Below are 24,186 nucleotides of genomic sequence, written 5' to 3' on the forward strand. Positions count from 1 at the left end.
TGACGGGCGGGTGAGGACGCAGCGGAGGACGGCGCCGCGGCTGGTGCCGGCGGGGGAGGTCGATCCGGCCCAGCTGGACCGGCTGCTCGAGGCGGACCCCGTCGCCCACGCCTTCGTGGCCGCCCACGTCGAGTCGTACCGCGGGAGCCGGGGCTCGCGGATCCCGCCCGTGGTCGGCACCGCCGGGCCGGACGGTGAGCTGACCGGCGCGTGCTGGGTGGGCACGAACGTGGTGCCCGTGTCCCTGGACGGCCCGGGCCTGGACCTCGTCGGCGGGCACCTGCGGCGGGGCGGGTCCCGGCACGCCTCGCTGTTCGGGCCCGCGGAGCTGGTCCTCGGGCTGTGGTCCCGGGTGGAGCGCTCGTGGCCCCGGCCCTTCGACCTGCGCCCCGTCCAGCCCCTGCTGGCCATCGACCGGGACCCGGCGCCCGCGCCGCACCCCGGCGTGCGCGTGGCACGCCCCGAGGACCTGCCCGCCGTGCTCCCGGCGAGCGCCGCCATGTTCGAGGAGGAGGTCGGGTACTCCCCGTACACGGGCGGCGACCGCGGGTACCGGGACCGGGTCTCCGCGCTCGTCGAGGCGGGGCGCTGCCTCGTGCTGACGGACGACGGGGGCCGCGTGGTGTTCAAGGCCGACCTCGGCTCGGTGGCCCGCGGCGTGGCGCAGGTGCAGGGCGTGTGGGTGGACCCGGCGCACCGCGGCCGGGGGCTGGCGGCGCCCTGCATGGCGGCCGCCGTGCGCCTCGCCCGCCGGCGCACCCCGGTGGTCAGCCTCTACGTCAACGACTACAACGTCCGGGCCCTCGCCACCTACCGGCGGGTCGGCTTCGAGCGGGTCGGGACCTTCGCCACCGTCCTGCTCTGAGCGCCCGGGGCCGCCGATCCCGGTGCGGCCGGGCCGGGCGGGGGGTGTAGATTTGACCGGAATCAGCGGCGCCGTCGGCGCCGCCCACCCTCTCGACGCCCGGGCCCGGCTGCACCACGCCGCGCTCCCCGGGAGAAACGGAGCCCTCGTGGCGCTGCGACTCTCCTCCCTGTTCCTGCGAACCCTCCGCGAAGACCCGGTCGACGCCGAGGTGGACAGCCACAAGCTGCTCGTCCGCGCCGGCTACATCCGCCGGGCCGCCCCGGGCATCTACACCTGGCTGCCGATGGGCCTGCGGGTGCTCGGGAAGGTCGAGCAGGTGGTGCGCGAGGAGATGGGCGCGATCGGCGCCCAGGAGGTGCACTTCCCGGCGCTGCTGCCGCGCGAGCCCTACGAGGTCACGAACCGCTGGACGGAGTACGGGGAGAACCTCTTCCGCCTGAAGGACCGCAAGGACGCCGACTACCTGCTTGCGCCCACGCACGAGGAGATGTTCACGCTGCTCGTCAAGGACCTGTACTCCTCCTACAAGGACCTTCCCGTCACCCTCTACCAGATCCAGGCGAAGTACCGGGACGAGGCCCGCCCCCGCGCCGGTCTCCTACGCGGGCGCGAGTTCGTCATGAAGGACTCCTACTCCTTCGACGTCGACGACGCCGGTCTCGACGAGTCCTACGCCAGGCACCGCGAGGCCTACGTCCGGATCTTCGAGCGCCTCGGCCTGCCCGTGGTCGCCGTCTCGGCCCAGTCCGGGGCCATGGGCGGCTCCCGCTCCGAGGAGTTCCTGCACCCCACGGTCATCGGGGAGGACACGTTCGTGCGCTCGCCCGGCGGCTACGCGGCCAACGTCGAGGCGGTGACCACCGTGGTGCCCGCGGAGACCGATCCCGCCGGGGCCCCCGAGGCACGGGTGCTCGAGACCCCGGACAGCCCCACGATCGACACGCTCGTGCAGCGCTCGAACGAGCTGCACCCGCGCGCCGAGGGGCCCTGGACCGCCGGCGACACCCTCAAGAACGTGGTGCTCGCCGTCGTCCTGCCCGACGGCACCAGGCGGCTCGTGGCGGTCGGCCTGCCCGGCGACCGCGCCGTGGACCTCAAGCGCATCGAGGCCGGCATCGGCGCCGCCCTGGACGTCTCCGGCGAGGTGCTGGTGGAGCAGGCCGGCGACGAGGACCTGCGCGCCTGCCCGCTGCTGGTCAAGGGCTACATCGGCCCGGGGCTGTCCCTGGACCAGGCCGTGCTCGGCGAGAAGTCCTCAACCGGCATCCCCTTCTTCGTGGACCCGCGCGTGGTCCGCGGCACCCGGTGGGTGACCGGGGCGAACGTGGCCGGCCAGCACGTCTACGACCTCACGGCCGGGCGCGACTTCGACTGGGACGGCGTCCTGGAGTGCGCCGAGGTCCGGGCCGGCGATCCTGCGCCGGACGGCTCCGGACCGCTCGAGGCGGCCCGCGGCATCGAGATGGGGCACATCTTCCAGCTGGGCCGCAAGTACGCGGAGGCACTGGGGCTGAAGGTGCTCGACCGCAACGGCAAGCTCGTCACCGTGACCATGGGCTCCTACGGGATCGGGGTCACCCGGGCGGTGGCCGCCCTCGCCGAGGCCTACCACGACGACAAGGGGCTGCTCTGGCCGCGCCAGGTCGCCCCCGCGGACGTCCACGTGGTCGCCACCGGCAAGGGCCCCGAGGTGCTGGAGGAGGCCGAGAAGGTCGTGGCCGAGCTCGAGGCGGAGGGGCTCGAGGTCCTCTTCGACGACCGGCCCAAGGTCTCCCCGGGCGTGAAGTTCGGCGACGCCGAGCTGCTCGGCGTGCCCACCGTGCTGGTGGTCGGCCGCGGCCTCAAGGACGGCGTCCTCGAGCTCAAGGACCGCGCGAGCGGCAGCAGCGAGGACGTGCCCCGGGACGGCGTCGCCGCCGTGGTCGCCGCCGCCGTGCGCGGCTGAGCCCGTGCAGGGGCTCGGCGCCTGGCTCGGGGCCTCGGGCCTGGAGCAGATGGACCCCGGCGTCGTCGCCCTGCTGGTGGCGGCCGGGCTCGCCGCGGGCTTCGTCGACGCCGTGGTCGGCGGCGGCGGCCTGCTGCAGCTGCCCGTGGTGCTGATGGTCCCGGGGATCAGCCCCGTCCAGGCCCTGGCCACCAACAAGATGGGCTCCGTGTTCGGCACCGCGACGAGCGCGCTGACCTTCTACCGGCGCACGTCCCCCGACCTGCGCACCGCCCTGCCCATGGCCGGTGTCGCGCTGGTCGGCAGCTTCGGCGGGGCGGCGCTGGCCGCGTCCCTGCCCGAGGCGGTGTTCCGCCCGATCATCCTCGCCGCACTGGTGGCCGTGCTCCTGTTCACCGTGGCCCGGCCCACCGTGGGGCAGCTGACCGAGCTGCGCCACAGCGGCGCGCGGCACTACGGCACCGCGATGGTGATCGGCACCGTCATCGGCTTCTACGACGGCGTGATGGGCCCGGGCACCGGCTCGTTCCTGGTCATCGCCATGATCACGCTGCTGGGCTACAGCTTCCTGGCCGCCAGCGCGAAGGCGAAGATCGTCAACCTCGCGACCAACGTGGGCGCGCTCGTGTTCTTCTTCGGCCACGGATCGGTGCTGTGGGGCCTGGGGCTCGTCCTGGGACTGTCCAACATGCTGGGCGGCTACCTCGGGGCGCGCACCGCGGTGGCCCGTGGCAGCCGCTTCATCCGGGTGGTGTTCCTCACCGTGGTCTCGCTGCTCATCCTCAAGCTGGGCGTCGACGTCCTGCGGGGGGCCTGAGCCGCCCCACCGGACGGGAGGTCACCGCGGCGGGTCGTCCCGGACCACGCCGGGCAGGGCGTCGACCTCCCCCGTGAGCCCGGCGCGCAGCCCGGTCGCGCGCTCGAGCGCCACGAGCGCCCAGCACCGGTCGCCGGCGTCCCCGCGGGCCAGCACGTGCGCGGCGGCCTCCTGCACGTCCCGGGCCGCCGTGTCCGCGACCCGGCCGGGGTGCTCCCGCACGTCCTCGGGCAGGACGTAGGCGCCCGCCGGCAGCCCCGGGTCCGCCGCGAGCACCCGCCGGGCGGACGGGGACCCCAGGAGCTCCTCGACGTCCGCCCGGGCCCGGTCCGCCAGCTCGGCGGGGACGGCACCGGCCGGGGCGGCACCGTCAGGGGCGACACCGTCCGGGACCGTCCCGGTGCGGGCGGCCAGCGCCTCGAAGGCGTAGCCGGCGCGGTCCAGCGCCGACCACAGGACGGCGCCGGGAGCGGTCCTCCCGCCGGGGGCCGGATCCCCGGCGGCGTCGCACAGGTCGGCGCCCGCCGGAGCCGGGACCTGCGGAGCCGCGAGCTGCGCGGCCGCGAGGTGCTGGGCCGCCGTGGCCCGCGAGACCGCCGCCGCGGCGAGCACCCGAGCCAGGGCGGGGTCCTCGGCGGCGAGGGCGTCCCCGGCGAGGGCCGTCGCCGTCGTCCGCAGCGCGGCGAACGCCGTGACGCCCGATTCCGCGGCGTCCCCGGCGCCGCCGGTGCCGGTGCCGCCGGCGGGGGAGGGGCGCCCGTCCCGGGCGGCGGCGCTCGTGCGGTCGTCGGGCGCGGGGCCCAGGGCCTCGAGTTGCCGGGCCAGGTCGGCGCGCACGTCCGCCCACGCAGCGGCGGGTGCCGGGGCCGGGGCGGGCGCCGCGAGCAGCGCCTCGGTGCCCCGCCACGCCTCAGCGCGCGCGACCTCGTCCGGGGGCACCGGCCGGGCGGCGTCCAGCCACCACGCCCCGGCGGCGCCGGTGGCGAGCAGGACCCCCAGCACCAGCGGGAGCACCCGGGGGGCGGGCGTGCGGGGATCGGTCACCGGGGGCTCCTGGGGGACGCGGCGGGGGACGGCGGAGGGCCGCGTTCATCATAGGATCTCCAGGACCGACCCCGACGTCCCGACAGCACGAGGAGACCCCGTGAGCGAGCACAGCACCCCCGAACCCGACGACCAGCGGCTGGCCGAGCTGATCGGCCCCGCGGTGGAGGAGTCGGGGCTCGTCCTGGAGCACGTCGCCCTGAAGCCCGCCGGCACCGGGCTCGTGCTGCAGGTGCTCGTGGACCTGCCGGAGGACAGCACCGACAGCGTGGACATCGACCGTATCGCCGCGGTCTCCCGGGCCGTGTCCGAGCTCCTCGATCGCACGGACCCCGTGCCCGGCTCGGCCTACGAGCTGGAGGTGTCCTCCCCGGGGGCCACGAGGGAGCTCGCGGCCCCGCGGCACTGGCGCCGCTCGATCGGCCGGCTGGTGCGGGTCACCCCGGTGGAGGGCGAGAAGTTCGCGGCCCGCCTGCTGGAGGTGGAGCAGGACGGCGTGGTCCTGCAGCGCAGCCACCAGGTGAAGAAGGGGATGCCGGCCCGGCTGCTCGACCCGGAGCGCTGGGCCTTCGAGGCCGTGCGCCGGGCCAGGGTGGAGGTCGAGTTCACGGACTGACGGACCCGGCCCCGCCCGGCACGAGTGTAAGATGTGCCGTTGACGCCGCGGCGCCCACCGGCGCCGCGGTCCGCAGTGCGACGACAACCGAGTGCGACGACGAGTGCGCGAGCACGACCCGTGGCGGCGCCCCGTCATCCCCGACGGTGCGCTGCGCCGTCCCCGGGGCCGTCAGGTGAGGAAGGCCGGACATGGACATCGATATGAGCACCCTCCGACTGCTGGAGCGTGAGCGCGACATCCCCGTGGACCTGCTCATCCCCACCATCGAGCAGGCCCTCCTGCTGGCGTACCACAAGACCGCCGGCGCGCTGCCGGGAGCGCGCGCCGAGATCGAGCGCCGGACCGGCCACGTCACCATCTGGGCCCCCGAGCTGGACGAGGACGGCGAGGCGGTCGGGGAGTTCGACGACACCCCGGCCGGCTTCGGGCGGATCGCGGCCTCCACGGCCCGCCAGGTCATCCTCCAGCGGCTGCGCGACGTCGAGGACGACGCCGTCCTGGGCCACTTCAAGGGCCGGGAGGGAGAGATCGTCTCCGGGCAGATCCAGCAGGGGCACAACCCCCACATGGTCCAGGTCGACCTTGGCACCGTGGAGGGCGTGCTGCCCCCGCACGAGCAGGCCCCCGGCGAGAAGTACCCGCACGGCGCGCGCATCCGCGCCTTCGTCGTGGAGGTCAAGCGCGGCATGAAGGGCCCGTCCATCACACTGTCCCGGTCCCACCCGGACCTGGTGCGCCGCCTGTTCGAGATGGAGGTGCCGGAGATCGCCGACGGCTCCGTGGAGATCATGGCAATCGCCCGCGAGGCCGGCCACCGCACCAAGATCGCCGTGCGCGCCACCCAGTCCGGGATCAACGCCAAGGGCGCCTGCATCGGGGAGATGGGCTCCCGCGTGCGCGCCGTGATGAACGAGTTGCACGACGAGAAGATCGACATCGTCGACTGGTCGGACGACCCCGCCCGCTGCATCGCCAACGCCCTGTCCCCGGCCAAGGTGACCCGGGTGACCGTGCTCGACGAGCGGGCCCGCTCGTCCCGCGCCGTGGTCCCCGACACCCAGCTGTCCCTGGCCATCGGCAAGGAGGGCCAGAACGCCCGCCTGGCCGCCAAGCTCACGGGCTGGAAGATCGACATCGTGCCCGAGTCGAAGGCCGCCGAGCGCCGCTGAGCCCCGCCGCGGCGGGACCGGCGCCCCCGCCCCGAGGCGGTCCCGGGATCCCGCGCGCCCCCGGTTTCGGCCCAGGGCGGTCCCCGGGATAGACTGGATAGCGGTCAGATCGTTGGTGGTCCCTGTCCGGCGCCCGCTCCCGGCCCGCACGGGACGTCCCCGACGTCCCGGCGCGAGACGAGGAGTACCGAGCGAGTGAGTGCAGACTCCCGTCGCACGTGCATCGGATGCCGGACCACCGAACACCCTGACCAGCTCGTACGTGTGGTGACCGAACCGACCGACAGCGGCCTCCGGGCCGTGGTCGACCGGGACGGACGCCTCGGCGGTCGCGGAGCCTGGCTCCACCCCTCCCACGAGTGCCTGGACTCGGCCCTGCGCCGGCGCGCCTTCCGGCGCGCGTTCCGGGCGGTCGTGGACACGGATGCGGTCGCCCCCGCACTGGACGCCCTGCTGTCCACGGGGGCAGCCCCGGCGACCGGACGCACGAGTGCCGACCACAGCCGTCCCCGGACGGCAGCCCGCGCGGTCCGACCGGACCGGTGACCACGTCCGTACGCGGGTGAAGAACTGGAAAGCGAGTCAGAGAACCGATGGAAAACCGATGAGTGCCCAGCGATGAGTGCTTCGTTGTGCTCTGCCAACGGCCTCCCGCGACCCCGCGCCGTCCTCGACGGCCGATGCTCCGGGAGCCTCAACGGAAAATAAGTGGTTCGTGCCTGTTTCGGTGCGGACCGAGACAGGAGAGAAGTGGCCAAGCCCCGCGTTCACGAGCTCGCGAAAGAGCTCGGAATAACGTCCAAGGAAGCGATTTCCACGCTTCAGACCCTGGGTGAGTTCGTCCGAGGCGCGTCCTCGACCGTCGAGCCGCCCGTCGCCAAGAAGCTGCGCTCCGCCCTCGCCGGCCGGGCGGAGAAGTCCGCCCCGGCGGCCCCGGCGCCCGCCGGCAAGCCCGCGTCCAAGCCCGGCGCCTCGTCCCGGCCCGGCACCTCCGCGCCCGCCCCGGGCCCGGCGGCCGCCAAGCCCGCCGAGAAGGCACCGGAGCGCACGCCCGAACAGGCCGCCGAGCAGCGGCCGGCCGAGAAGGCGCCCGAGCAGCGCTCCGCGGAGCCGTCCTCGACCCCGGAGCGGTCCGCGCCGCAGCGCCCGGCGGCACCGGGCGCCAGGACCCCCGCCCCGGGTCCGCGCCCGGGCAACAACCCGTTCGCCAGCCAGCAGGGCATGGGCCGCAGCGGAGCGCCCCGTCCGGGCTCCGCCGCGCCGCGCCCCGGTGGCACCGCACCCCGTCCGGGCTCGGCCGCTCCGCGTCCCGGTGCTCCCCGCCCGGCGGGTCCGCGTCCGGGCAACAACCCGTTCGCCGCCCAGCAGGGCATGCGCTCGGGCCGTCCCGAGCGCCAGGGCGGACCGCGTCCCCAGGGCCAGGGTCAGGGCGGTCCCCGCCCGCAGGGCCAGGGCCAGGGTCAGGGCGGTCCCCGTCCGCAGGGCCAGGGCGGCCCGCGTCCCCAGGGCGGTCCCCGCCCCGGCGGCGCACGCCCCAGCCCGAACATGATGCCCGGGCACACCACGGGCGTGGCCCCGATCGGCTCCCGGCCGGCCGGCGGCGGCGCAGGTCCCCGCCGCGGCGGTCCCGGCGGCGGCGGGGGCGGGTTCTCCCGTCCCGGCGGCGGCCCCGGCCGCGGCGGCCGCGGCGGCACCCAGGGCGCCTTCGGGCGCGGCGGTGCCCGCGGTAAGCAGCGCAAGTCGAAGCGGGCCAAGCGCCAGGAGCTCGAGCAGATGAAGGCCCCGTCCGTCGGCGGCGTCGCCGTTCCCCACGGCGACGGCACCACGGTGGTGCGCCTGCGCCGCGGCGCGTCCCTCACGGATTTCGCCGAGAAGATCAACGCGAACCCGGCCTCCCTCGTCACGGTGCTCATCCACCTCGGCGAGATGGCCACACAGACGCAGTCCCTCGACGAGGAGACCTTCCAGCTGCTGGGCGCCGAGCTCGGGTACCGGATCCAGGTGGTCTCGCCGGAGGACGAAGAGCGCGAGCTCTTCGAGTCCTTCGACATCGACCTGGACGCCGAGGCCGCGGCCGAGGGCGAGGACGTCCTGGAGGCGCGTCCGCCGGTCGTTACCGTCATGGGCCACGTCGACCACGGCAAGACCCGCCTGCTCGACGCGATCCGCAACACGAAGGTGATCGAGGGGGAGGCCGGTGGCATCACCCAGCACATCGGCGCCTACCAGATCGAGACCGAGGTCGACGGCCAGGAGCGGCAGATCACGTTCATCGACACCCCGGGCCACGAGGCGTTCACCGCCATGCGTGCCCGTGGTGCCCAGGTGACGGACATCGCCGTGCTCGTGGTCGCCGCGGACGACGGCGTCATGCCGCAGACGGTCGAGGCGCTCAACCACGCCCAGGCCGCCGGCGTGCCGATCGTGGTGGCGGTCAACAAGATCGACAAGCCCGAGGCGAACCCGGAGAAGATCCGCGGCCAGCTCACCGAGTACGGCCTGGTCCCCGAGGAGTACGGCGGCGACACCATGTTCGTCGACGTCTCCGCGCGCCAGAACCTCAATATCGACGACCTGCTGGACGCGATCGTGCTGACCGCGGACGGCGCGCTCGAGCTGTCGGCGAACCCGAACAAGGGTGCCCGCGGCGTGGCGATCGAGGCGAACCTGGACAAGGGGCGCGGTGCGGTCTCGACCGTGCTCGTGCAGTCCGGCACGCTGCACGTCGGCGACGCGATCGTCGCCGGAGCCGCGTACGGCCGCGTGCGCGCCATGTTCGACGAGAACGGGCAGTCCGTCGAGGAGGCGGGTCCCTCGCGGCCCGTGCAGGTGCTGGGTCTCGACTCCGTGCCCCGGGCGGGTGACACGTTCCTCTCCACACCGGAGGAGCGCACCGCGCGCCAGATCGCCGAGAAGCGCCAGGCGGCGGACCGCAACGCCCTGCTCGCCAAGCGCCGCAAGCGGATCACGCTCGAGTCCTTCGACGAGGCCGTGGCCGCCGGCAAGATCGACACTCTCAACCTCATCATCAAGGGCGACGTGTCCGGTGCCGTGGAGGCGCTCGAGGACTCCCTGCTCAAGATCGACGTGGGCGAGGAGGTCCAGCTGCGGGTCATCCACCGCGGCGTCGGCGCCATCACCCAGAACGACGTCAACCTGGCGACCGTGGACAACGCGATCATCATCGGCTTCAACGTCCGTCCCGCCGAGCGCGTGACGGACCTGGCCGACCGCGAGGGCGTCGAGATGAAGTTCTACTCGGTGATCTACAACGCCATCGACGACGTCGAGAGCGCGCTCAAGGGCATGCTCAAGCCGGAGTACGAGGAGGTGGCGCTCGGCACCGCCGAGATCCGCGAGGTGTACCGCTCCTCCAAGTGGGGCAACATCGCCGGTGCCTACATCACCAAGGGGACCATCCGCCGCAACTCCAAGGCCCGGCTCGTCCGGGACGGCAGCGTCGTGGCGGACAACCTCACGGTCGACTCGCTGCGCCGGTTCAAGGACGACGCGACCGAGGTCCGCGAGGGCTACGAGTGCGGTATCGGGCTCGGCTCCTTCAACGACATCCACGAGGGCGACCTCATCGAGACGTGGGAGATGCGCGAGAAGCCGCGCGCCTGACCCGTCCCGAGTCCCGTGCTCCGCGCGCGGGACACCCGCGGCGGCACGGGCGGGCCCAGCGCCCGCCCGTGCCGCCGCCCCCGTTCCAGCACCGTTCCCCGCCTCGTCGCCAGCACCGCGACGAGCACCGCACCGCCCCGACCCGAGGAGCATCCACCATGGCTGACGCAGCACGCGCCGCCCGACTCGCCGACCGGATCAAGGTCGTCGTGGCCCAGGCGCTCGAGCGCCGGGTCAAGGACCCACGGCTGGGCTTCGTGACCATCACGGACGCCCGCGTCACCAACGACCTCCAGCACGCCACCCTCTACTACACGGTGTTCGGCACCGCGGAGGAGCAGCAGAACACCCGGGCGGCCCTCGAGTCCGCCAAGGGCGTTCTGCGCAGCGAGGTGGGACGGAACATCACGGCTCGCCTGACGCCCACCCTGACCTTCGTCCCGGACGAGATCCCGGTCAACGCCTCCCACCTCGAGGAGGTGCTGCGCGCGGCCAAGGAGAAGGACGCCGAGGTCGCCGCCCAGGCCGCCGGGGCCAGCTGGGCCGCCGGCGAGGACCCCTACCGGAAGCCGGCCGAGGAGGACGACGAGTCCTCCCGGGACCGCTGAGCAGGCGGGGGCACCGGGGAAGTGACCCGCACGCAGCCTGACGTCCCGAGCCCGGACCCGTCCCTGCCGACGCCGTCCGGGCTCGTGGTCGTGGACAAGCCCGCCGGCTGGACCAGCCACGACGTCGTCGCCCGTGCCCGCCGTCTCGCGGGCACCCGCAAGGTGGGCCACGCCGGCACCCTGGACCCCATGGCCACGGGCGTGCTGGTGCTCGGCGTCGACCGGGCCACCCGCCTCCTGACCTGGGTGGTGGGCCGGGACAAGACGTACGCCGCGACGATCCGGCTCGGTCTGACCACCGTGACCGACGACGCCGAGGGGGAGGTTGTCGACGTCGCCGACCCCGGGGCCGTGACCGCGGTGGGCGAGCACGCGGTGGCGGCCGGCGTCGCCCGGCTCACCGGGGACATCCAGCAGGTCCCCGCGAAGGTCAGCGCGATCAAGGTCGAGGGCCGCCGCGCCTACGCCCAGGTCCGCGCCGGGCAGGACGTGGAGCTCGCCGCGCGCCCCGTCACCGTCTCCGAGTTCGCCGTGCACCGCCTCGTGCGCACCGCCGACGACGCCGGGCGGGAGGTCCTCGACGTCGACGTCACCGTGACCTGCAGCTCGGGCACCTACGTCCGGGCCCTGGCCCGGGACCTCGGCGCCGACCTCGGGGTGGGCGGTCACCTGACCGCGCTGCGCCGCACCCGGGTGGGCGCATGGACCCTCGAGGACGCGTCGACCCTCGAGGAGCTCGCCGCGGAGGTGTCCGCCGGCCGCCCGCTGCCCGTGACGAACCTGGAGGAGGCCGCCGCCGGACTGTTCCCTGTCCGTCGACTGACCGCCGCCGAGGCCCAGGACGTCGCCCACGGGCGCCGGATCGGTCCCAGCGCCGCCGACGACGGCGCGGGCAGCGACGAGGACCGTGGTCAGGGCCACCGGGGGACTGCCCCGGACCAGGACGCCGTCACCGCCGGCTTCGCCCCCGACGGGCGTCTCGTGGCCCTGCTGTCCGACCGCGGCCACCGCGGCGAGCGCACCGCCAAGCCCGTGCTCGTCTTCCTGCCCGGGGAGCGGTTCCCCGCGCCGCCGGTGATCGCCGGGGAGGAACGCTGATGCTGTGGGGCTACGACGGCTGGTTCTGGGCCGCGGTCCTGCTCGGCGCCCTCTCCTTCCTGGTGTGCGCCGTTCAGGCCGCACGCGGGCGGCGGCCCGACGACTGGACCCAGGGCTCCGTGCTGCTGCTCGAGGCGTTCCTGCTCGTCTACGCCGTGGGCACGGTCGTCATGCACGTGCGGGGGCCCGGGCCCACCGGATCGGCCCTCGAGTACTGGGGCTACCTGCTGACCGCCCTGCTCATCCCGGCGGGAACCTTCGTGTGGTCCCTCGTGGAGCGCTCGAGCTGGTCCAACTGGGTGCTCGCGGCCGCGGGGCCGGTGGTCGCGATCATGGTCTACCGCATGAACTACATCTGGTACTACCAGTGAGCCCCGGACCCAGGACCGGCTCCTGGCCCGCCACGACCCCGCAGGAGAGACCCCGATGACGCACGACCGCCCGCAGGAGGGCCCCACCCGGCTGCAGCAGCGCTTCGGGCCCCGCGCCGCCGCGGCGCGCGGCGACCGCAAGTCCTCGGGCTTCGGCCGGCTGGTCGTCGTGGTCTACGCGGTCTTCTCCCTCTCCGCCGGTGTCCGCTCGCTCTACCAGATCGCGACCGGCTTCCAGGCCGCGCCGCTGCCGTACCTGCTCTCCGCGTTCGCCGCGGCCGTCTACGTGGTGGCCACCGTGGCCCTCGCCCGGCCCGGCCTCCGCTGGCACCGGCTGGCCACGGCCGCCGTGGCCGTGGAGCTGCTCGGCGTGCTCGGCGTGGGCCTGCTCTCGGTGTTCGTCCCGGAGCTGTTCCCCGAGGCCAGCGTGTGGTCCCACTTCGGGCAGGACTACGGCTACGTCCCGCTCGTGCTGCCGGTGGTCGGCCTCGCCTGGCTCCGCCGGTCCCGGCCCCGTGGCGGGCGGGCACGCGCCTGAGCGCCGTCCGTCCCGCGCGGCGCACCGGCACGCACCGGGTAGGCTCGGTCGCGGGCCGGAGCGCCCCGTGCCGCACGCCTCCCGAAAGGACCCCCGACGATGCCCGTACGCCCCGACGGCGCCGAGGACTACGACGTCCCCGTCCTCACCGACGGCACCGTGGTGCTGCGCCGGCTCGAGGAGCGCGACGTCCCGCAGCTGGCCCGCAACTGCGCGGATCCCGCGGCCGCGGAGTTCACCACCGTGCCCCTGGGCTACACGGAGGCCGATGCGCGCTGGTACGTCGAGGAGTTCGTCCCCGCCGCCTGGCGCGCCGGCCGCGAGTACAACTGGGCGGTCGCCGACGCCCGGACCGACCGGCTGCACGGGACCGTGGGGCTCAACGCCCTGCGCGGGACCACGGCGGACATCGGACTCAACTTCGGCCCCCACGCCCGCGGCACCGGCGCCGCCGAGGCCGCCTGCCGGCTGCTGCTCGAGCACGCCTTCGGGACCCTGGGCCTCACCTATGCTTATTGGATGGCGAAGGTCCCCAACTGGGCCAGCCGCAAGCTCGCCTGGAGGCTCGGCTTCCGCTCCCCGGTGCGGATCGACGGGTTCATGGAGCAGCGCGGCGCCTCGGTGGACGCCTGGATCCTGACCCTCGGCGCGGAGGACCCCCGCTCCCCGCAGGCCCCGTGGGACGGCCCGCCGTCCCCGGCCGCCGCCCCCGCGGAGGAGCCCGGCGGCCCGCACCGGCCCGTGCCGCCCCGACCCTGACCTGCCTGTTCCGTTCCTGCGAGGAGAAGCGTGTTCCGCTGGCGAGATCTCTCTGACGTCCCCCCGGGCTTCGGCCCGTCGGTCGTCACCATCGGCAATTTCGACGGTGTCCACCGGGGCCACCAGCGGGTGCTGTCCCAGCTCGTCGACTCCGCCCGCGAGCTGGGCTGGGCCTCGGTGGTCGTGACGTTCGACCCGCATCCCGCGCAGGTGCACCGACCCGGCAGCCACCCGGGACTGATCATGGGCACCGAGGACAAGCTGGACGCCCTCGAGCGCACCGGCGCGGACGCCGCCCTCGTGCTGGAGTACACCCTGGAGTTCGCGGCCCAGTCCACCGAGCAGTTCGTGCTGGGCACCCTGGTGGGCCCGCTCGGCGCGCGCTGCCTCGTGGTGGGCGAGGATACCCGCCTGGGCAAGGACAACACCGGCAACATCGACACGCTCCGTGAGCTGGGGGAGCGCCACGGGTTCGAGGTCCGCGTGGTCGACGACCTGCTCGACCCGCTGCACGAGCAGCACCCGGAGCACGCCCCGGCCGTGACCGCGGCGGGGGAGCGGCGCTGCTCCTCCACGTGGATCCGCGCCTGCCTGCAGGCGGGCGACGTGCGCGCGGCCGCCCGGCTGCTCGGGCGTCACCACCGGATGCGCGGGGAGGTGGTGCACGGGGCCGCCCGCGGGCGGGAGCTCGGCTATCCCACGGCCAACCTGTCCCCGGACGCGGCCGGGTTCGTCCCCGCGGACGGGGTGTACGCCGGGTGGCTGCTCGACGCCCACGGCACCCGCTGGCCCACCGCGATCTCCGTGGGGTCCAACCCGACGTTCGAGAACGTGCCCCGGCAGGTCGAGGCGCACGTCATCGACCGCCCCGAGGAGCGGATCGAGGACTTCGACCTCTACGGCCAGGAAGTGGTCGTGGAGTTCGTCGCCCGGCTGCGGGGGATGGTCGCCTACGAGGGCGTCGACAAGCTCGTGGCCCAGATGGACGACGACGTCGAGCGCACCCGGGGCATCCTGGCCGCCGAGGCCTGAGCCCCGGCGGCCGGGCCCCTACATCTCCTCGTGCTCGTTCGGGTCGAACCCCGACCCGCTGATCCCGGTGTGCAGCATCTGCATCCGGTGCATCTGCTCCTCGTCCAGCTCCCAGTCGAAGACGTCGAGGTTCTCGGCCATGCGCCGGGGGTCGGAGCTCTTCGGGATCGGCACGGTGTGCGACTGCAGGTGCCAGCGGAGGACGACCTGGGCCGGGGTGCGGCCGGTCCGCCGGGCGATCCGCGCGATCCACTCGTGCTGGAGCAGATCGGTCTTGCGGCCCAGCGGGGACCAGGCCTGGGTGATGATGCGGTGCTCCGCGTGGAAGTCCCGCAGCCGCTCCTGCTGGTAGTGCGGGTGCAGCTCCACCTGGTTGACGGCCGGCGTCTCGCCGGTCTCCTCGACCAGGCGGCGGATGTGGGCGGGCGTGAAGTTGGACACCCCCACCGAGCGGACGAGCCCCTCCTGCCGCAGCTTCAGCATCGTCCGCCACGTCTCGACGTACCGGCCGACCGACGGGTTCGGCCAGTGGATGAGGTACAGGTCCACGTGGTCGGTGCCCAGCCGCCGCAGGGAGCCCTCGAGCGAGCGGCGCACGGAGTCCGTGCCGTGGTCCCGGCCCGGCAGCTTGGTGGTGAGGAACAGCTCGTCGCGCGGCACGCCGGCCGCCGCGATCGCGCGCCCCACGCCCGTCTCGTTGCCGTAGTTCACCGCGGTGTCGACCATCCGGTACCCCAGCATGAGGGCCTCGGCGACGTCGGCCTCGGCCCCGGCGTCGTCCATCGGGTAGGTGCCCAGCCCGATCGCGGGAATGCGCCGGCCGTCCCGCATCGTGTGCGTGCGGTCGGCGACCGCCGGGCCCCGCCCGTCCTTCTCGTCCTTGCTCACGCGCTGCTCCTGCTCGTCTCGTCCTGCTCGGCCACGTGCTGCCGGCACGGTCCTACCCGGCCCGGACGGCCGTGCGCCGGGACCCCGCCGTCGTGTCCCTCCCATTTTGGCCCACCGGCCGGGGGAGGCCCAGCGCAGCGCGCCGCGCCGCCCGGGGGTGGGGCGGCGCGCCCGGGTCCGCTAGACTGGACGGCGGTCCGACTGCAGTCCGTGGTTGTCGGACCCCCGGGGAGTCCCGGGACCCGGCGACGAGCCCGTCGTCCGGGCCGCACGGTACTGACTCGAACGGAGTTACACGTGGCACTCGACGCCGCCATCAAGCAGGAGATCATCAAGGACTTCGCCACCCACGAGGGCGACACCGGTTCGCCCGAGGTGCAGATCGCGGTCCTGACCCGCCGGATCGCCGATCTGACGGAGCACCTGAAGCAGCACAAGCACGACCACCACACCCGCCGCGGCCTGATGGCCCTGGTCGGTCGCCGTCGCCGCATGCTGACCTACCTGCGCGACACCGACATCACGCGCTACCGCACGCTCATCGAGCGGCTCGGCCTGCGCCGCTAGTCGGCACCCGGCGGCGTCCGCCCGGCAACGGGAGGACGCCGCCGAGCACCGGGCCCGCACGGCACAGCAGCCGGGCGGACCTCGCACCACCAGAGACAGCACCATCGAACACCAGACGGGGCCACCGCGCCGATCATTCGCGGTCCTCGGTAGTGATCTCCGGACACCGGACGGCCCCCGCGGCCCCGGACCTTCCGTGGATCTCGATCGAAGACCGGGTGACGCGCGGACGGTCCCGCCGACACGAAACGGAGGTGACCCTTGGAGGGTCCCGAGATCCAGTACGCCGAAGCCGTCATCGACAACGGCTCCTACGGAAAGCGCGTCGTGCGCTTCGAGACCGGCCGCCTCGCCAAGCAGGCCGCCGGCTCCACCCTCGTCTCCATCGACGAGGACACCACCATGCTCGCCGCCACCACGGTGGGCAAGTCCCCCCGCCAGGGCTTCGACTTCTTCCCCCTGACGGTCGACGTCGAGGAGCGGATGTACGCGGCCGGGCGCATCCCGGGCTCGTTCTTCCGCCGCGAGGGCCGCCCCTCCACGGACGCGATCCTCACCTGCCGGCTCATCGACCGCCCGCTGCGCCCCGCCTTCGCCAAGGGCATCCGCAACGAGGTGCAGGTCGTCGTCACGATCCTGTCCATGAACCCGGACGAGATCTACAACACCGTGGCGATCAACGCCGCGTCGATGGCCACGACCCTGTCCGGGATGCCCTTCCAGGGTCCCGTCGGCGGCGTGCGCGTGGCGCTCATGGCCGGCGAGAACGGCCAGCACCAGTGGGTGGCCTTCCCGAAGCACTCGCAGCTCGAGAACGCCGTGTTCGACATGGCCGTGGCCGGCCGCGTCGTCACCGGCAAGGACGGCACCGAGGACGTCGCGATCATGATGGTCGAGGCCGAGGCCACCGACAACTCCTGGAACCTGATCAAGAACAACGGCGCCGTGGCCCCCACCGAGGAGCTCGTGGCCCAGGGCCTCGAGGCCGCCAAGCCGGCCCTCAAAGCGCTGTGCGACGCCCAGGCCGACCTCAAGGCCCGCGCCGGCAAGCCGGAGATGGAGCTGCCCCGCTTCGGCGGCTTCGGGGACGACGTCAAGGAGGCCGTCGCGGCTTCCGTCGGCACCCGGCTCGCCGAGGTGTACTCGATCGCCGACAAGCAGGAGCGCGAGACCGCGACCGACGCGCTGCACCAGGCGACCCTGGCCGAGCTCGCCGGCGAGGACGGGCCCTTCACCGACCGCAAGGACGAGGTCAACGGCGCCTACCAGGCGCTCACCAAGCAGACCGTGCGCCAGCGGGTGCTCACCGAGCAGGTGCGCATCGACGGCCGCGGCCTGACGGACATCCGCCAGCTCACCGCCGAGGTCGAGGTCCTGCCGCGCGTGCACGGCTCCGCGATCTTCGAGCGCGGCGAGACCCAGATCATGGGCGTGACCACGCTGAACATGCTGAAGCTGGAGCAGCAGATCGACTCGCTGTCCCCGGTGAAGCACAAGCGGTACATGCACCACTACAACTTCCCGCCGTACTCCACCGGCGAGACCGGTCGCGTGGGCTCCCCGAAGCGCCGCGAGATCGGCCACGGCGCCCTGGCCGAGCGGGCCATCACCCCGGTGCTGCCCTCCCGCGAGGAGTTCCCCTACGCGATCCGGCAGGTCTCCGAGGCGCTGAGCTCCAACGGCTCCACGTCGATGGGCTCTGTCTGCGCCTCGACCCTGTCGCTGCTCAACGCCGGCGTGCCGCTGCGCGCACCGGTGGCCGGCATCGCCATGGGCCTGGTCTCGGACGAGGTGGACGGGGAGACCCGCTACGCCGCGCTGACCGACATCCTGGGCGCCGAGGACGCGCTGGGCGACATGGACTTCAAGGTGGCCGGCACCTCCGAGTTCGTGACCGCGATCCAGCTCGACACCAAGCTCGACGGGATCCCCTCCTCGGTGTTGGACGCCGCGCTGACCCAGGCCCGCGAGGCCCGGCTGCACATCCTCGGCGTGCTGAACGCGGCCATCGACCGGCCGGACGAGATGAGCGAGTTCGCCCCGCGCGTGATCTCCGTGACCGTCCCCGTCTCCAAGATCGGCGAGGTCATCGGCCCGAAGGGCAAGATGATCAACCAGATCCAGGAGGACACCGGCACCGACATCTCCATCGAGGACGACGGCACCGTCTACATCGGCGCCACCGACGGCCCCTCGGCCGAGGCGGCCCGCGCGGCGATCAACGCGATCGCCAACCCGCAGGTCCCGGAGGTCGGCGAGCGCTACCTGGGCACCGTGGTCAAGACCACGACCTTCGGCGCCTTCGTCTCCCTCACTCCGGGCAAGGACGGCCTGCTGCACATCTCGGAGCTGCGCAAGCTCAACGAGGGCAAGCGCGTCACCGACGTCGAGGACGTCCTCGGCGTGGGCCAGAAGGTCCAGGTCGAGATCACGAAGGTCGACGACCGCGGCAAGCTGTCCCTGGCCCCCGTGGTCGCCGAGGAGCCGAACGTACCCACCGAGGACGATGACGCCACCGAGGCCTGAGCCGGGCCCGTCCCGCGCACAGCACCGCACTAGCACAGAAAGCAGCACAGCTGGATGACGGCAGTCGATCTGCCGCTGGAGGCGGGCGACCGCGGCCCGGGGAGCACCCCCGGCCCGGACGCCCGCCTCTCGGCGGTCCCCCGCAGTTCCCCCTCCGCCGCGGCCGCGGCCCTGACCACGGCCGCCGCGGGGTTCAGCCACACCCTCCACGAGGGCGCCGGCGGCAACGTGGTCCGTCGCACGGTCCTGCCGTGCGGCACCCGGGTTGTCACCGAGCGGATGCCCGCCCAGCGGGCCGTGACGGTCGGCTTCTGGGTCGGCGTCGGCTCCCGTGACGAGCAGCCCGGCCGCCTGGGCTCCACGCACTTCCTCGAGCACCTGCTGTTCAAGGGCACCGAGCGGCGCTCCGCGCTGCAGATCGCGGAGGCGTTCGACGAGGTGGGCGGGGAGTCCAACGCCGCCACGGCCAAGGAGCACACGTGCTACTACGCGCGGGTCCTGGCCGAGGACCTGCCGATGTCGATCGACGTCATCACCGACATGGTGACGTCGGCCGCCCTGGACCCGGACGAGCTCGAGCGGGAGCGGGGGGTCATCCTCGAGGAGCTCGCGATGGACAAGGACGACCCCGAGGACGTCGCCTTCGAGGAGTTCACCCAGCGGGTGCTGGGGGCCCACCCCCTCGGCCGGCCCATCGGTGGGACCCCCGAGGAGATCCTCGCGGTGCCCCGCGACGCGGTGGTCGAGCACTACCGCCGCCACTACCGGCCCGAGGGCCTCGTGGTCACGGCCGCCGGTGGCCTCGAGCACGACGTCGTCGTCGCCCTCGTCGCCGAGGCCCTCGAGCGCGCGGGCTGGGACCCGGCCGCCCCGGCGGCCCCCCTCCCGCGGCGCGAGCGCACCCCCGCGCCCCTGGAGCCGGACTGGGGCGAGCACTTCCTGGAGCGGCCCGTGGAGCAGACCAACGTGGTCGTCGGCCGGCCCGGGCTCGTGGCCGGCGACGACCGCCGCTTCGCGATGACCGTGCTCAACGCGGCCCTGGGCGGCGGGATGTCCTCCCGCCTGTTCCAGGAGATCCGCGAGAAGCGCGGCCTGGCCTACAGCACGTTCTCCTTCTCGGGCGCCTACTCGGACGCCGGCTACTTCGGGATGTACGCCGGGTGCCTGCCCGCGCGCACCGACGAGGTCCTGGCGCTCATGGCCGGCGAGCTCGAGACGCTCGCCCGGGACGGCATCGGGGCGGACGAGCTGCGCAAGGTCGTGGGCCAGCTGGGCGGGGGCACCGTGCTCGCCCTCGAGGACACCGGGTCCCGGATGTCCCGGCTGGGCTCCGCGGAGCTGAAGTCCGGGGAGTTCCTCGACATCGACGAGTCCCTGGACCGGGTCCGCTCCGTGACCCCGGAGCAGGTCCGGGAGCTCGCGGGGTGGCTCGCCGAGGGCCCGGTCGTGACCACCATCGTGGCGCCCACCCGCCGCTGACCGCACGCCGCCGCCGCCCGTCCCGTGACCTAGAGTTGGAGCCATGACCGAGCGCACCGCCCCCGTGACCACCGACGCCCCGCCGTCCGCCCCCGCCGAGCTGCGCGTCGCCGTGCTCGGCGCGCGCGGCCGGATGGGCAGCGAGGCCGTGCAGGCGGTGCGCCGCGCCGAGGGTCTCCAGCTCGTCGCCGAGCTCGGCCGGGAGGATTCGCTCCAGGCCCTGGTCGCCGCCGGCGCGGAGGTCGTGGTCGACCTCACGGTCCCCTCCGCCACGGAGGCCAACGTCCGCTTCGCCGTGCAGCACGGCATGCACTGCGTCGTGGGCACCACCGGCTGGGACGCCGAGCGGCTGGACCGGCTCGAGGCGCTGCTGGCCGAGCACCCCGGGGTGGGGGTGCTCGTCGCTCCCAACTTCTCGGTCGGCGCGGTGCTCGCCATGCGCTTCTCCGCGCAGGCCGCCCGGTTCTTCGAGTCCGTCGAGATCGTCGAGCTGCACCACCCGGACAAGGTGGACGCCCCCTCGGGCACCGCCGCCCGCACCGCCGCCCTCGTCGGGCAGGCACGGCGCTCCGCGGGGGTCGCGCCGTCGCCGGACGCCACGGAGCAGGACCCGGGCGGGGCCCGCGGCGCGCTCGTGGAGGACGTCCGGGTGCACTCCGTGCGCCTGCGCGGGCTCGTCGCCCACCAGGAGACGCTGCTGGGCGGCGTCGGCGAGCAGCTCACCATTCGGCACGACTCCTTCGACCGGATCTCCTTCATGACCGGCGTGGTGCTCGGCGTCCGGGAGGTGGGCTCCCACCAGGGGCTCACGCACGGGCTCGAGGGCTACCTCGACCTGGGGCTGTAGCGCCGATGGACTCCATCCGAGCCTGGATCTGGGGCCTGCTCGCGGCGGCCCTGCTGACCCTCTGGCTGCTGCCCATCCCCGGCGGCTCGAAGCTGTGGATCCTCGCCGTGCTCGTCTTCGCGGGCGTCTTCACGCTCCTGGAGTCGACGAGCAAGGCGAAGTTGCTCGCCGCGGCCATGGTGACGCTGCTCGTCGTCTACCTGGGCCTGAGCCTGCACCGCGCGGTGCTGCTGCTGGGCACGGACGGCTGGATCGCCAGGGCCTTCGGCGTCGCCATGCTGGTGCTCCCGGCCGTGGGCGTGTGGGCGCTGGTGCGCGAGATCCTGTTCGGGGTCCGGACCGAGCAGCTCGGCCGGACGCTGCACGAGGAGGGCGGGCTGCCGCCCGACGACCTCCCGCGCACCCCCGGCGGGCGCATCGTGCGCGAGGCCGCCGACGAGCGCTTCGGGGCCGTCCGGGCGCAGACCGAGGCGGACCCGGGCGACTGGCGCAACTGGTACCGGCTCTCCCTGGCCTACGCGGCCGCCGGGGACCGGACCCGCGCCCGCTCCGCGATGCGCGACGCCGTGGCCCTCTCCCGCGGGCGCGCCGCCCGCAACGTGGAGCCCGCCGACCCCCCGGGCGAGGGCCGGGCCTGACCGTGGTGGTGAGCCCCTGCTGCCCGCCCGCCGGTGCCCCCGCCGCGGAGGCGGTAACCTGGCACCCATGACTGCCAACGCCTCGCCTTCCTCCGCCGACCTCCCCGCGACCCGGTCCGAGCCACTGTTCGGGACGCTGCTCACCGCGATGATCACCGTCTTCGCCGCGGACGGCTCCGTGGACCTGGACGCCACCGCGGCCATGGCCGAGCAGCTCGTCGACGACGGCTGCGACGGCCTCGTGGTGTGCGGCACCACGGGGGAGTACTCCACCATGACCGACGAGGAGAACCTCTCCGTGTTCCGCGCGGTCAAGGAGGCCGTCGGCTCCCGCGTGCCGCTGCTCGCGGGCACCGGCTCCAACGACACCGAGCACTCCCGCTACCTCTCCCGCGCGGCCGAGAAGCTCGGCATGGACGGGCTGCTCATCGTCACCCCGTACTACAACAAGCCCTCCCAGGCCGGCGTCGAGGCCCACTTCCGCAGCCTCGCGGACTCCGTGGACCTGCCGATCATGCTCTACGACATCCCCGGCCGCGCCGGCATCCCGATCGCCACCGAGACCCTCGTCTCCCTGGCCGGGCACCCCAACATCGTGGCCGTCAAGGACGCCAAGGCGGACCTGGTCGCCGCGACCCGGGTGCTGGCCGAGACCGACCTGCTCTACTACTCGGGCGACGACGGCCTGACCCTGCCCTGGATGGCCATCGGCGCCGCCGGGCTCATTGGCGTCACCACCCACGTGGCCACCGCCCGGTACCGCGAACTCGTCGACGCGGTCCGTGCCCAGGACCTCGTCACGGCCCAGCGGATCAACGCCGAGCTCGAGCCCGTCGTCCGCGCCACGATGACCCGCGCCCCCGGCGCCGTCGCGGCGAAGACGATCCTCATGTGGCAGGGCCGGCTGCCGCACAACACCGTGCGGCTCCCGCACGTCCCGCCCACGGAGGCCGAGGCCGCCCTGATCCGTGCGGACCTGCGGGGCTCGGTCGTCGCCGACACCCTCCTCGAGACCATCGACTGACGAAAGGGGTCCCATGACCCAGTGGCACACCGACCTGGCGGCTCCCCCCGCCCTCGGCAAGGACGTCCTGCGCGTCGTCCCGCTGGGCGGGCTGGGCGAGGTCGGACGGAACATGACGGTGTTCGAGATCAACGGGCAGCTGCTCGTGGTCGACTGCGGCGTGCTCTTCCCCGAGGAGACCCAGCCGGGCGTGGACCTCATCCTCCCGGACCTCAACCACATCGTCGACCGGCTCGACGACGTCGTGGCCGTGGTGCTGACCCACGGCCACGAGGACCACATCGGCGCCGTCCCGTACCTGCTCAAGCGCCGCCCCGACATCCCCGTGATCGGCTCCCGGCTGACGCTCGCGCTCATCGAGGCGAAGCTCCAGGAGCACCGGATCAAGCCCTACACCATGGCGGTGCGGGAGGGGCAGGTCGAGCGGCTCGGCGAGTTCGAGTGCGAGTTCGTGGCCGTCAACCACTCGATCCCGGACGCCCTCGCGGTGTTCCTGCGCACCAAGGCCGGCACCGTCCTGCACACGGGCGACTTCAAGATGGACCAGCTGCCGCTCGACGGCCGGATCACCGACCTGCGCCACTTCGCCCGGCTGGGGGAGGAGGGCGTGGACCTGTTCCTCACCGACTCCACCAACGCCGAGGTCCCCGGGTTCACCCCCACGGAGAAGCACATCGGCCCCGTCCTCGCGGACGTGATCGGGCGCGCCCCGAAGCGCGTGGTCGTGGCGTCCTTCTCGTCGCACGTCCACCGCGTGCAGCAGGTGCTGGACGCCGCCGCCGAGCACGGGCGCAAGGTCGCGTTCATGGGCCGGTCCATGGTGCGCAACATGACCATCGCCGAGAAGCTGGGCTACCTGGAGGTCCCGCCGAACACCCTGATCGACCAGAAGCGGATCGACGAGCACGCGAACTCGAAGCTGGTCATCATGTGCACCGGGTCGCAGGGGGAGCCGATGGCCGCGCTGTCCCGGATGGCCAACGGCGACCACAAGGTCCAGCTCACCGAGGGCGACACCGTGATCCTCGCGTCCTCGCTCATCCCCGGCAACGAGAACTCGGTCTTCCGGATCATCAACGGGCTCATGCGGCTGGGCGCCAACGTGGTCCACAAGGGCACCGCCAAGGTGCACGTCTCCGGGCACGCCGCAGCGGGCGAGCTGCTGTACTGCTACAACATCGTGGAGCCCGGCTACGTCATGCCGGTGCACGGCGAGGTCCGCCACCTCATCGCCAACGGCAAGCTCGCCGAGGAGACCGGCGTGCCCACCGACCACGTGCTCCTGGCCGAGGGCGGCACCGTGGTGGACATGGCCGACGGCGAGGCGCGGATCACCGGCCAGGTCGAGTGCGGCTACGTCTACGTGGACGGCTCCTCCGTGGGCACGATCACCGACGCCGACCTCAAGGACCGGCTCGTGCTGGCCGAGGAGGGCTTCATCTCCGTCATCACCGTGGTGAACCGGGACACTGGCAAGGTCGTCACCGGCCCTGACGTGCACGCCCGCGGCGTGGCCGAGGACGACAGCGTGTTCGACGAGATCAAGCCGAGGATCACCGCCGCGCTCGAGGACGCCATCAACCACTCGGGCAAGAACCACACCACCCAGCAGCTCCAGCAGGTGGTGCGCCGCACCATCGGCTCGTGGGTCAGCCGCCGGCTGCGCCGCAAGCCCATGATCGTCCCGGTCGTCATCGAGGCCTGAGCCCCCGGTCCCTCCCCCCG

The 24,186-nt window shown here is 73.7% G+C and carries 22 protein-coding genes; 20 read left to right on the plus strand and 2 right to left on the minus strand.

The genetic code is table 11. The features are described from left to right. Positions 1 to 10: 10 nt before the first annotated feature. The 3 genes from RF647_RS04345 to RF647_RS04355 all read left to right on the plus strand — a co-directional run bounded on the left by RF647_RS04345 (position 11) and on the right by RF647_RS04355 (position 3,630). A complete protein-coding gene (locus RF647_RS04345) occupies positions 11 to 865 on the plus strand; it encodes a DUF4081 domain-containing GNAT family N-acetyltransferase (RefSeq protein WP_241975697.1) in 855 nt (284 codons plus the stop codon). Between the two features lie 148 nt (positions 866 to 1,013). Next, on the plus strand, positions 1,014 to 2,813 hold the full coding sequence (locus tag RF647_RS04350) for a proline--tRNA ligase (protein WP_368810723.1): 1,800 nt from the start codon (positions 1,014 to 1,016) through the stop codon (positions 2,811 to 2,813). Positions 2,814 to 2,862: 49 nt separating this feature from the next. After that, positions 2,863 to 3,630, plus strand: a complete 768-nt coding sequence (locus RF647_RS04355; protein ID WP_251356191.1) for a TSUP family transporter — start codon at positions 2,863 to 2,865, stop codon at positions 3,628 to 3,630. 21 nt (positions 3,631 to 3,651) lie between these two features. On the opposite strand, the gene RF647_RS04360 is transcribed toward RF647_RS04355, so the two are convergent. After that, positions 3,652 to 4,674: a hypothetical protein gene (locus tag RF647_RS04360; protein WP_368810660.1), complete on the minus strand. Its 1,023-nt coding sequence runs from the start codon at positions 4,672 to 4,674 to the stop codon at positions 3,652 to 3,654. 100 nt (positions 4,675 to 4,774) lie between these two features. Between RF647_RS04360 and rimP the strand changes: the two genes are divergently transcribed. The 10 genes from rimP (at position 4,775) to RF647_RS04410 (ending at position 14,492) form a co-directional block, all read left to right on the plus strand. Then, complete coding sequence (gene rimP, locus RF647_RS04365; RefSeq protein WP_368810661.1) at positions 4,775 to 5,290, plus strand: ribosome maturation factor RimP; 516 nt, start codon at positions 4,775 to 4,777, stop codon at positions 5,288 to 5,290. 191 nt (positions 5,291 to 5,481) lie between these two features. Beyond that, positions 5,482 to 6,462, plus strand: coding sequence for a transcription termination factor NusA (nusA, locus tag RF647_RS04370; protein ID WP_368810662.1), 981 nt, complete (start codon positions 5,482 to 5,484; stop codon positions 6,460 to 6,462). 195 nt (positions 6,463 to 6,657) lie between these two features. Next, complete coding sequence (locus tag RF647_RS04375; protein WP_368810663.1) at positions 6,658 to 7,008, plus strand: YlxR family protein; 351 nt, start codon at positions 6,658 to 6,660, stop codon at positions 7,006 to 7,008. A 204-nt stretch (positions 7,009 to 7,212) separates the two neighbouring features. Then, on the plus strand, positions 7,213 to 10,086 hold the full coding sequence (gene infB, locus RF647_RS04380) for a translation initiation factor IF-2 (protein WP_368810664.1): 2,874 nt from the start codon (positions 7,213 to 7,215) through the stop codon (positions 10,084 to 10,086). 158 nt (positions 10,087 to 10,244) lie between these two features. Continuing rightward, positions 10,245 to 10,694: a 30S ribosome-binding factor RbfA gene (gene rbfA / locus RF647_RS04385; RefSeq protein WP_017832930.1), complete on the plus strand. Its 450-nt coding sequence runs from the start codon at positions 10,245 to 10,247 to the stop codon at positions 10,692 to 10,694. A gap of 21 nt (positions 10,695 to 10,715) precedes the next feature. Next, positions 10,716 to 11,792, plus strand: coding sequence for a tRNA pseudouridine(55) synthase TruB (gene truB, locus RF647_RS04390; protein WP_368810665.1), 1,077 nt, complete (start codon positions 10,716 to 10,718; stop codon positions 11,790 to 11,792). Then, entirely contained in the window at positions 11,792 to 12,163 is a 372-nt protein-coding gene (locus tag RF647_RS04395) for a hypothetical protein (protein ID WP_017832928.1), read from the plus strand. Before truB ends, RF647_RS04395 begins: the two co-directional genes overlap by 1 nt. 55 nt (positions 12,164 to 12,218) lie before the next feature. Then, positions 12,219 to 12,701, plus strand: coding sequence for a hypothetical protein (locus RF647_RS04400; RefSeq protein ID WP_368810666.1), 483 nt, complete (start codon positions 12,219 to 12,221; stop codon positions 12,699 to 12,701). 99 nt (positions 12,702 to 12,800) lie between these two features. Next, positions 12,801 to 13,460, plus strand: coding sequence for a GNAT family N-acetyltransferase (locus tag RF647_RS04405; RefSeq protein WP_368797114.1), 660 nt, complete (start codon positions 12,801 to 12,803; stop codon positions 13,458 to 13,460). Positions 13,461 to 13,490: 30 nt separating this feature from the next. Beyond that, positions 13,491 to 14,492: a bifunctional riboflavin kinase/FAD synthetase gene (locus tag RF647_RS04410; RefSeq protein WP_368810667.1), complete on the plus strand. Its 1,002-nt coding sequence runs from the start codon at positions 13,491 to 13,493 to the stop codon at positions 14,490 to 14,492. A gap of 18 nt (positions 14,493 to 14,510) precedes the next feature. On the opposite strand, the gene RF647_RS04415 is transcribed toward RF647_RS04410, so the two are convergent. Then, positions 14,511 to 15,380, minus strand: coding sequence for an aldo/keto reductase (locus RF647_RS04415; protein WP_368810668.1), 870 nt, complete (start codon positions 15,378 to 15,380; stop codon positions 14,511 to 14,513). Positions 15,381 to 15,677: 297 nt separating this feature from the next. On the opposite strand from RF647_RS04415, the gene rpsO reads away from it, so the two are divergent. From rpsO to RF647_RS04450, 7 genes are all read left to right on the plus strand, one after another. Then, positions 15,678 to 15,947 carry a 30S ribosomal protein S15 gene (rpsO, locus tag RF647_RS04420; RefSeq protein WP_017832923.1) on the plus strand — a complete coding sequence of 90 codons (270 nt, stop codon included), beginning with the start codon at positions 15,678 to 15,680 and terminating at the stop codon, positions 15,945 to 15,947. A 261-nt stretch (positions 15,948 to 16,208) separates the two neighbouring features. Continuing rightward, complete coding sequence (locus RF647_RS04425; RefSeq protein WP_368810669.1) at positions 16,209 to 18,473, plus strand: polyribonucleotide nucleotidyltransferase; 2,265 nt, start codon at positions 16,209 to 16,211, stop codon at positions 18,471 to 18,473. 54 nt (positions 18,474 to 18,527) lie between these two features. After that, positions 18,528 to 19,952, plus strand: a complete 1,425-nt coding sequence (locus RF647_RS04430) for a pitrilysin family protein (protein ID WP_017832921.1) — start codon at positions 18,528 to 18,530, stop codon at positions 19,950 to 19,952. A 43-nt stretch (positions 19,953 to 19,995) separates the two neighbouring features. Beyond that, positions 19,996 to 20,799, plus strand: coding sequence for a 4-hydroxy-tetrahydrodipicolinate reductase (gene dapB / locus RF647_RS04435; RefSeq protein ID WP_368810670.1), 804 nt, complete (start codon positions 19,996 to 19,998; stop codon positions 20,797 to 20,799). 5 nt (positions 20,800 to 20,804) lie between these two features. Further along, positions 20,805 to 21,437 (plus strand): hypothetical protein, encoded by a 633-nt coding sequence (locus RF647_RS04440; RefSeq protein ID WP_368810671.1) that lies wholly within the window; start codon positions 20,805 to 20,807, stop codon positions 21,435 to 21,437. A 67-nt stretch (positions 21,438 to 21,504) separates the two neighbouring features. Beyond that, positions 21,505 to 22,461 carry a 4-hydroxy-tetrahydrodipicolinate synthase gene (dapA, locus tag RF647_RS04445; protein ID WP_368810672.1) on the plus strand — a complete coding sequence of 319 codons (957 nt, stop codon included), beginning with the start codon at positions 21,505 to 21,507 and terminating at the stop codon, positions 22,459 to 22,461. Positions 22,462 to 22,474: 13 nt separating this feature from the next. Further along, the gene (locus RF647_RS04450) at positions 22,475 to 24,166 is read left to right on the plus strand and encodes a ribonuclease J (protein ID WP_368810673.1); all 1,692 of its coding nucleotides are present in this window, start codon (positions 22,475 to 22,477) and stop codon (positions 24,164 to 24,166) included. The last annotated feature ends 20 nt before the right edge of the window (positions 24,167 to 24,186 follow it).

Origin of the sequence: Kocuria sp. CPCC 205263 (assembly GCF_040981075.1) — a bacterium.
Classification (GTDB): domain Bacteria; phylum Actinomycetota; class Actinomycetes; order Actinomycetales; family Micrococcaceae; genus Kocuria; species Kocuria rosea.

Bases quoted from the DNA above. Each gene is read 5' to 3' on its own strand.
- RF647_RS04430 (WP_017832921.1), top strand. From the start codon at position 18,528: ATGACGGCAGTCGATCTGCCGCTGGAGGCGGGCGACCGCGGCCCGGGG.
- RF647_RS04400 (WP_368810666.1), top strand. From the start codon at position 12,219: ATGACGCACGACCGCCCGCAGGAGGGCCCCACCCGGCTGCAGCAGCGC.
- dapA (WP_368810672.1), top strand. From the start codon at position 21,505: ATGACTGCCAACGCCTCGCCTTCCTCCGCCGACCTCCCCGCGACCCGG.
- dapB (WP_368810670.1), top strand. From the start codon at position 19,996: ATGACCGAGCGCACCGCCCCCGTGACCACCGACGCCCCGCCGTCCGCC.
- RF647_RS04450 (WP_368810673.1), top strand. From the start codon at position 22,475: ATGACCCAGTGGCACACCGACCTGGCGGCTCCCCCCGCCCTCGGCAAG.
- RF647_RS04355 (WP_251356191.1), top strand. From the start codon at position 2,863: ATGGACCCCGGCGTCGTCGCCCTGCTGGTGGCGGCCGGGCTCGCCGCG.
- RF647_RS04405 (WP_368797114.1), top strand. From the start codon at position 12,801: ATGCCCGTACGCCCCGACGGCGCCGAGGACTACGACGTCCCCGTCCTC.
- rbfA (WP_017832930.1), top strand. From the start codon at position 10,245: ATGGCTGACGCAGCACGCGCCGCCCGACTCGCCGACCGGATCAAGGTC.
- RF647_RS04440 (WP_368810671.1), top strand. From the start codon at position 20,805: ATGGACTCCATCCGAGCCTGGATCTGGGGCCTGCTCGCGGCGGCCCTG.
- nusA (WP_368810662.1), top strand. From the start codon at position 5,482: ATGGACATCGATATGAGCACCCTCCGACTGCTGGAGCGTGAGCGCGAC.
- RF647_RS04395 (WP_017832928.1), top strand. From the start codon at position 11,792: ATGCTGTGGGGCTACGACGGCTGGTTCTGGGCCGCGGTCCTGCTCGGC.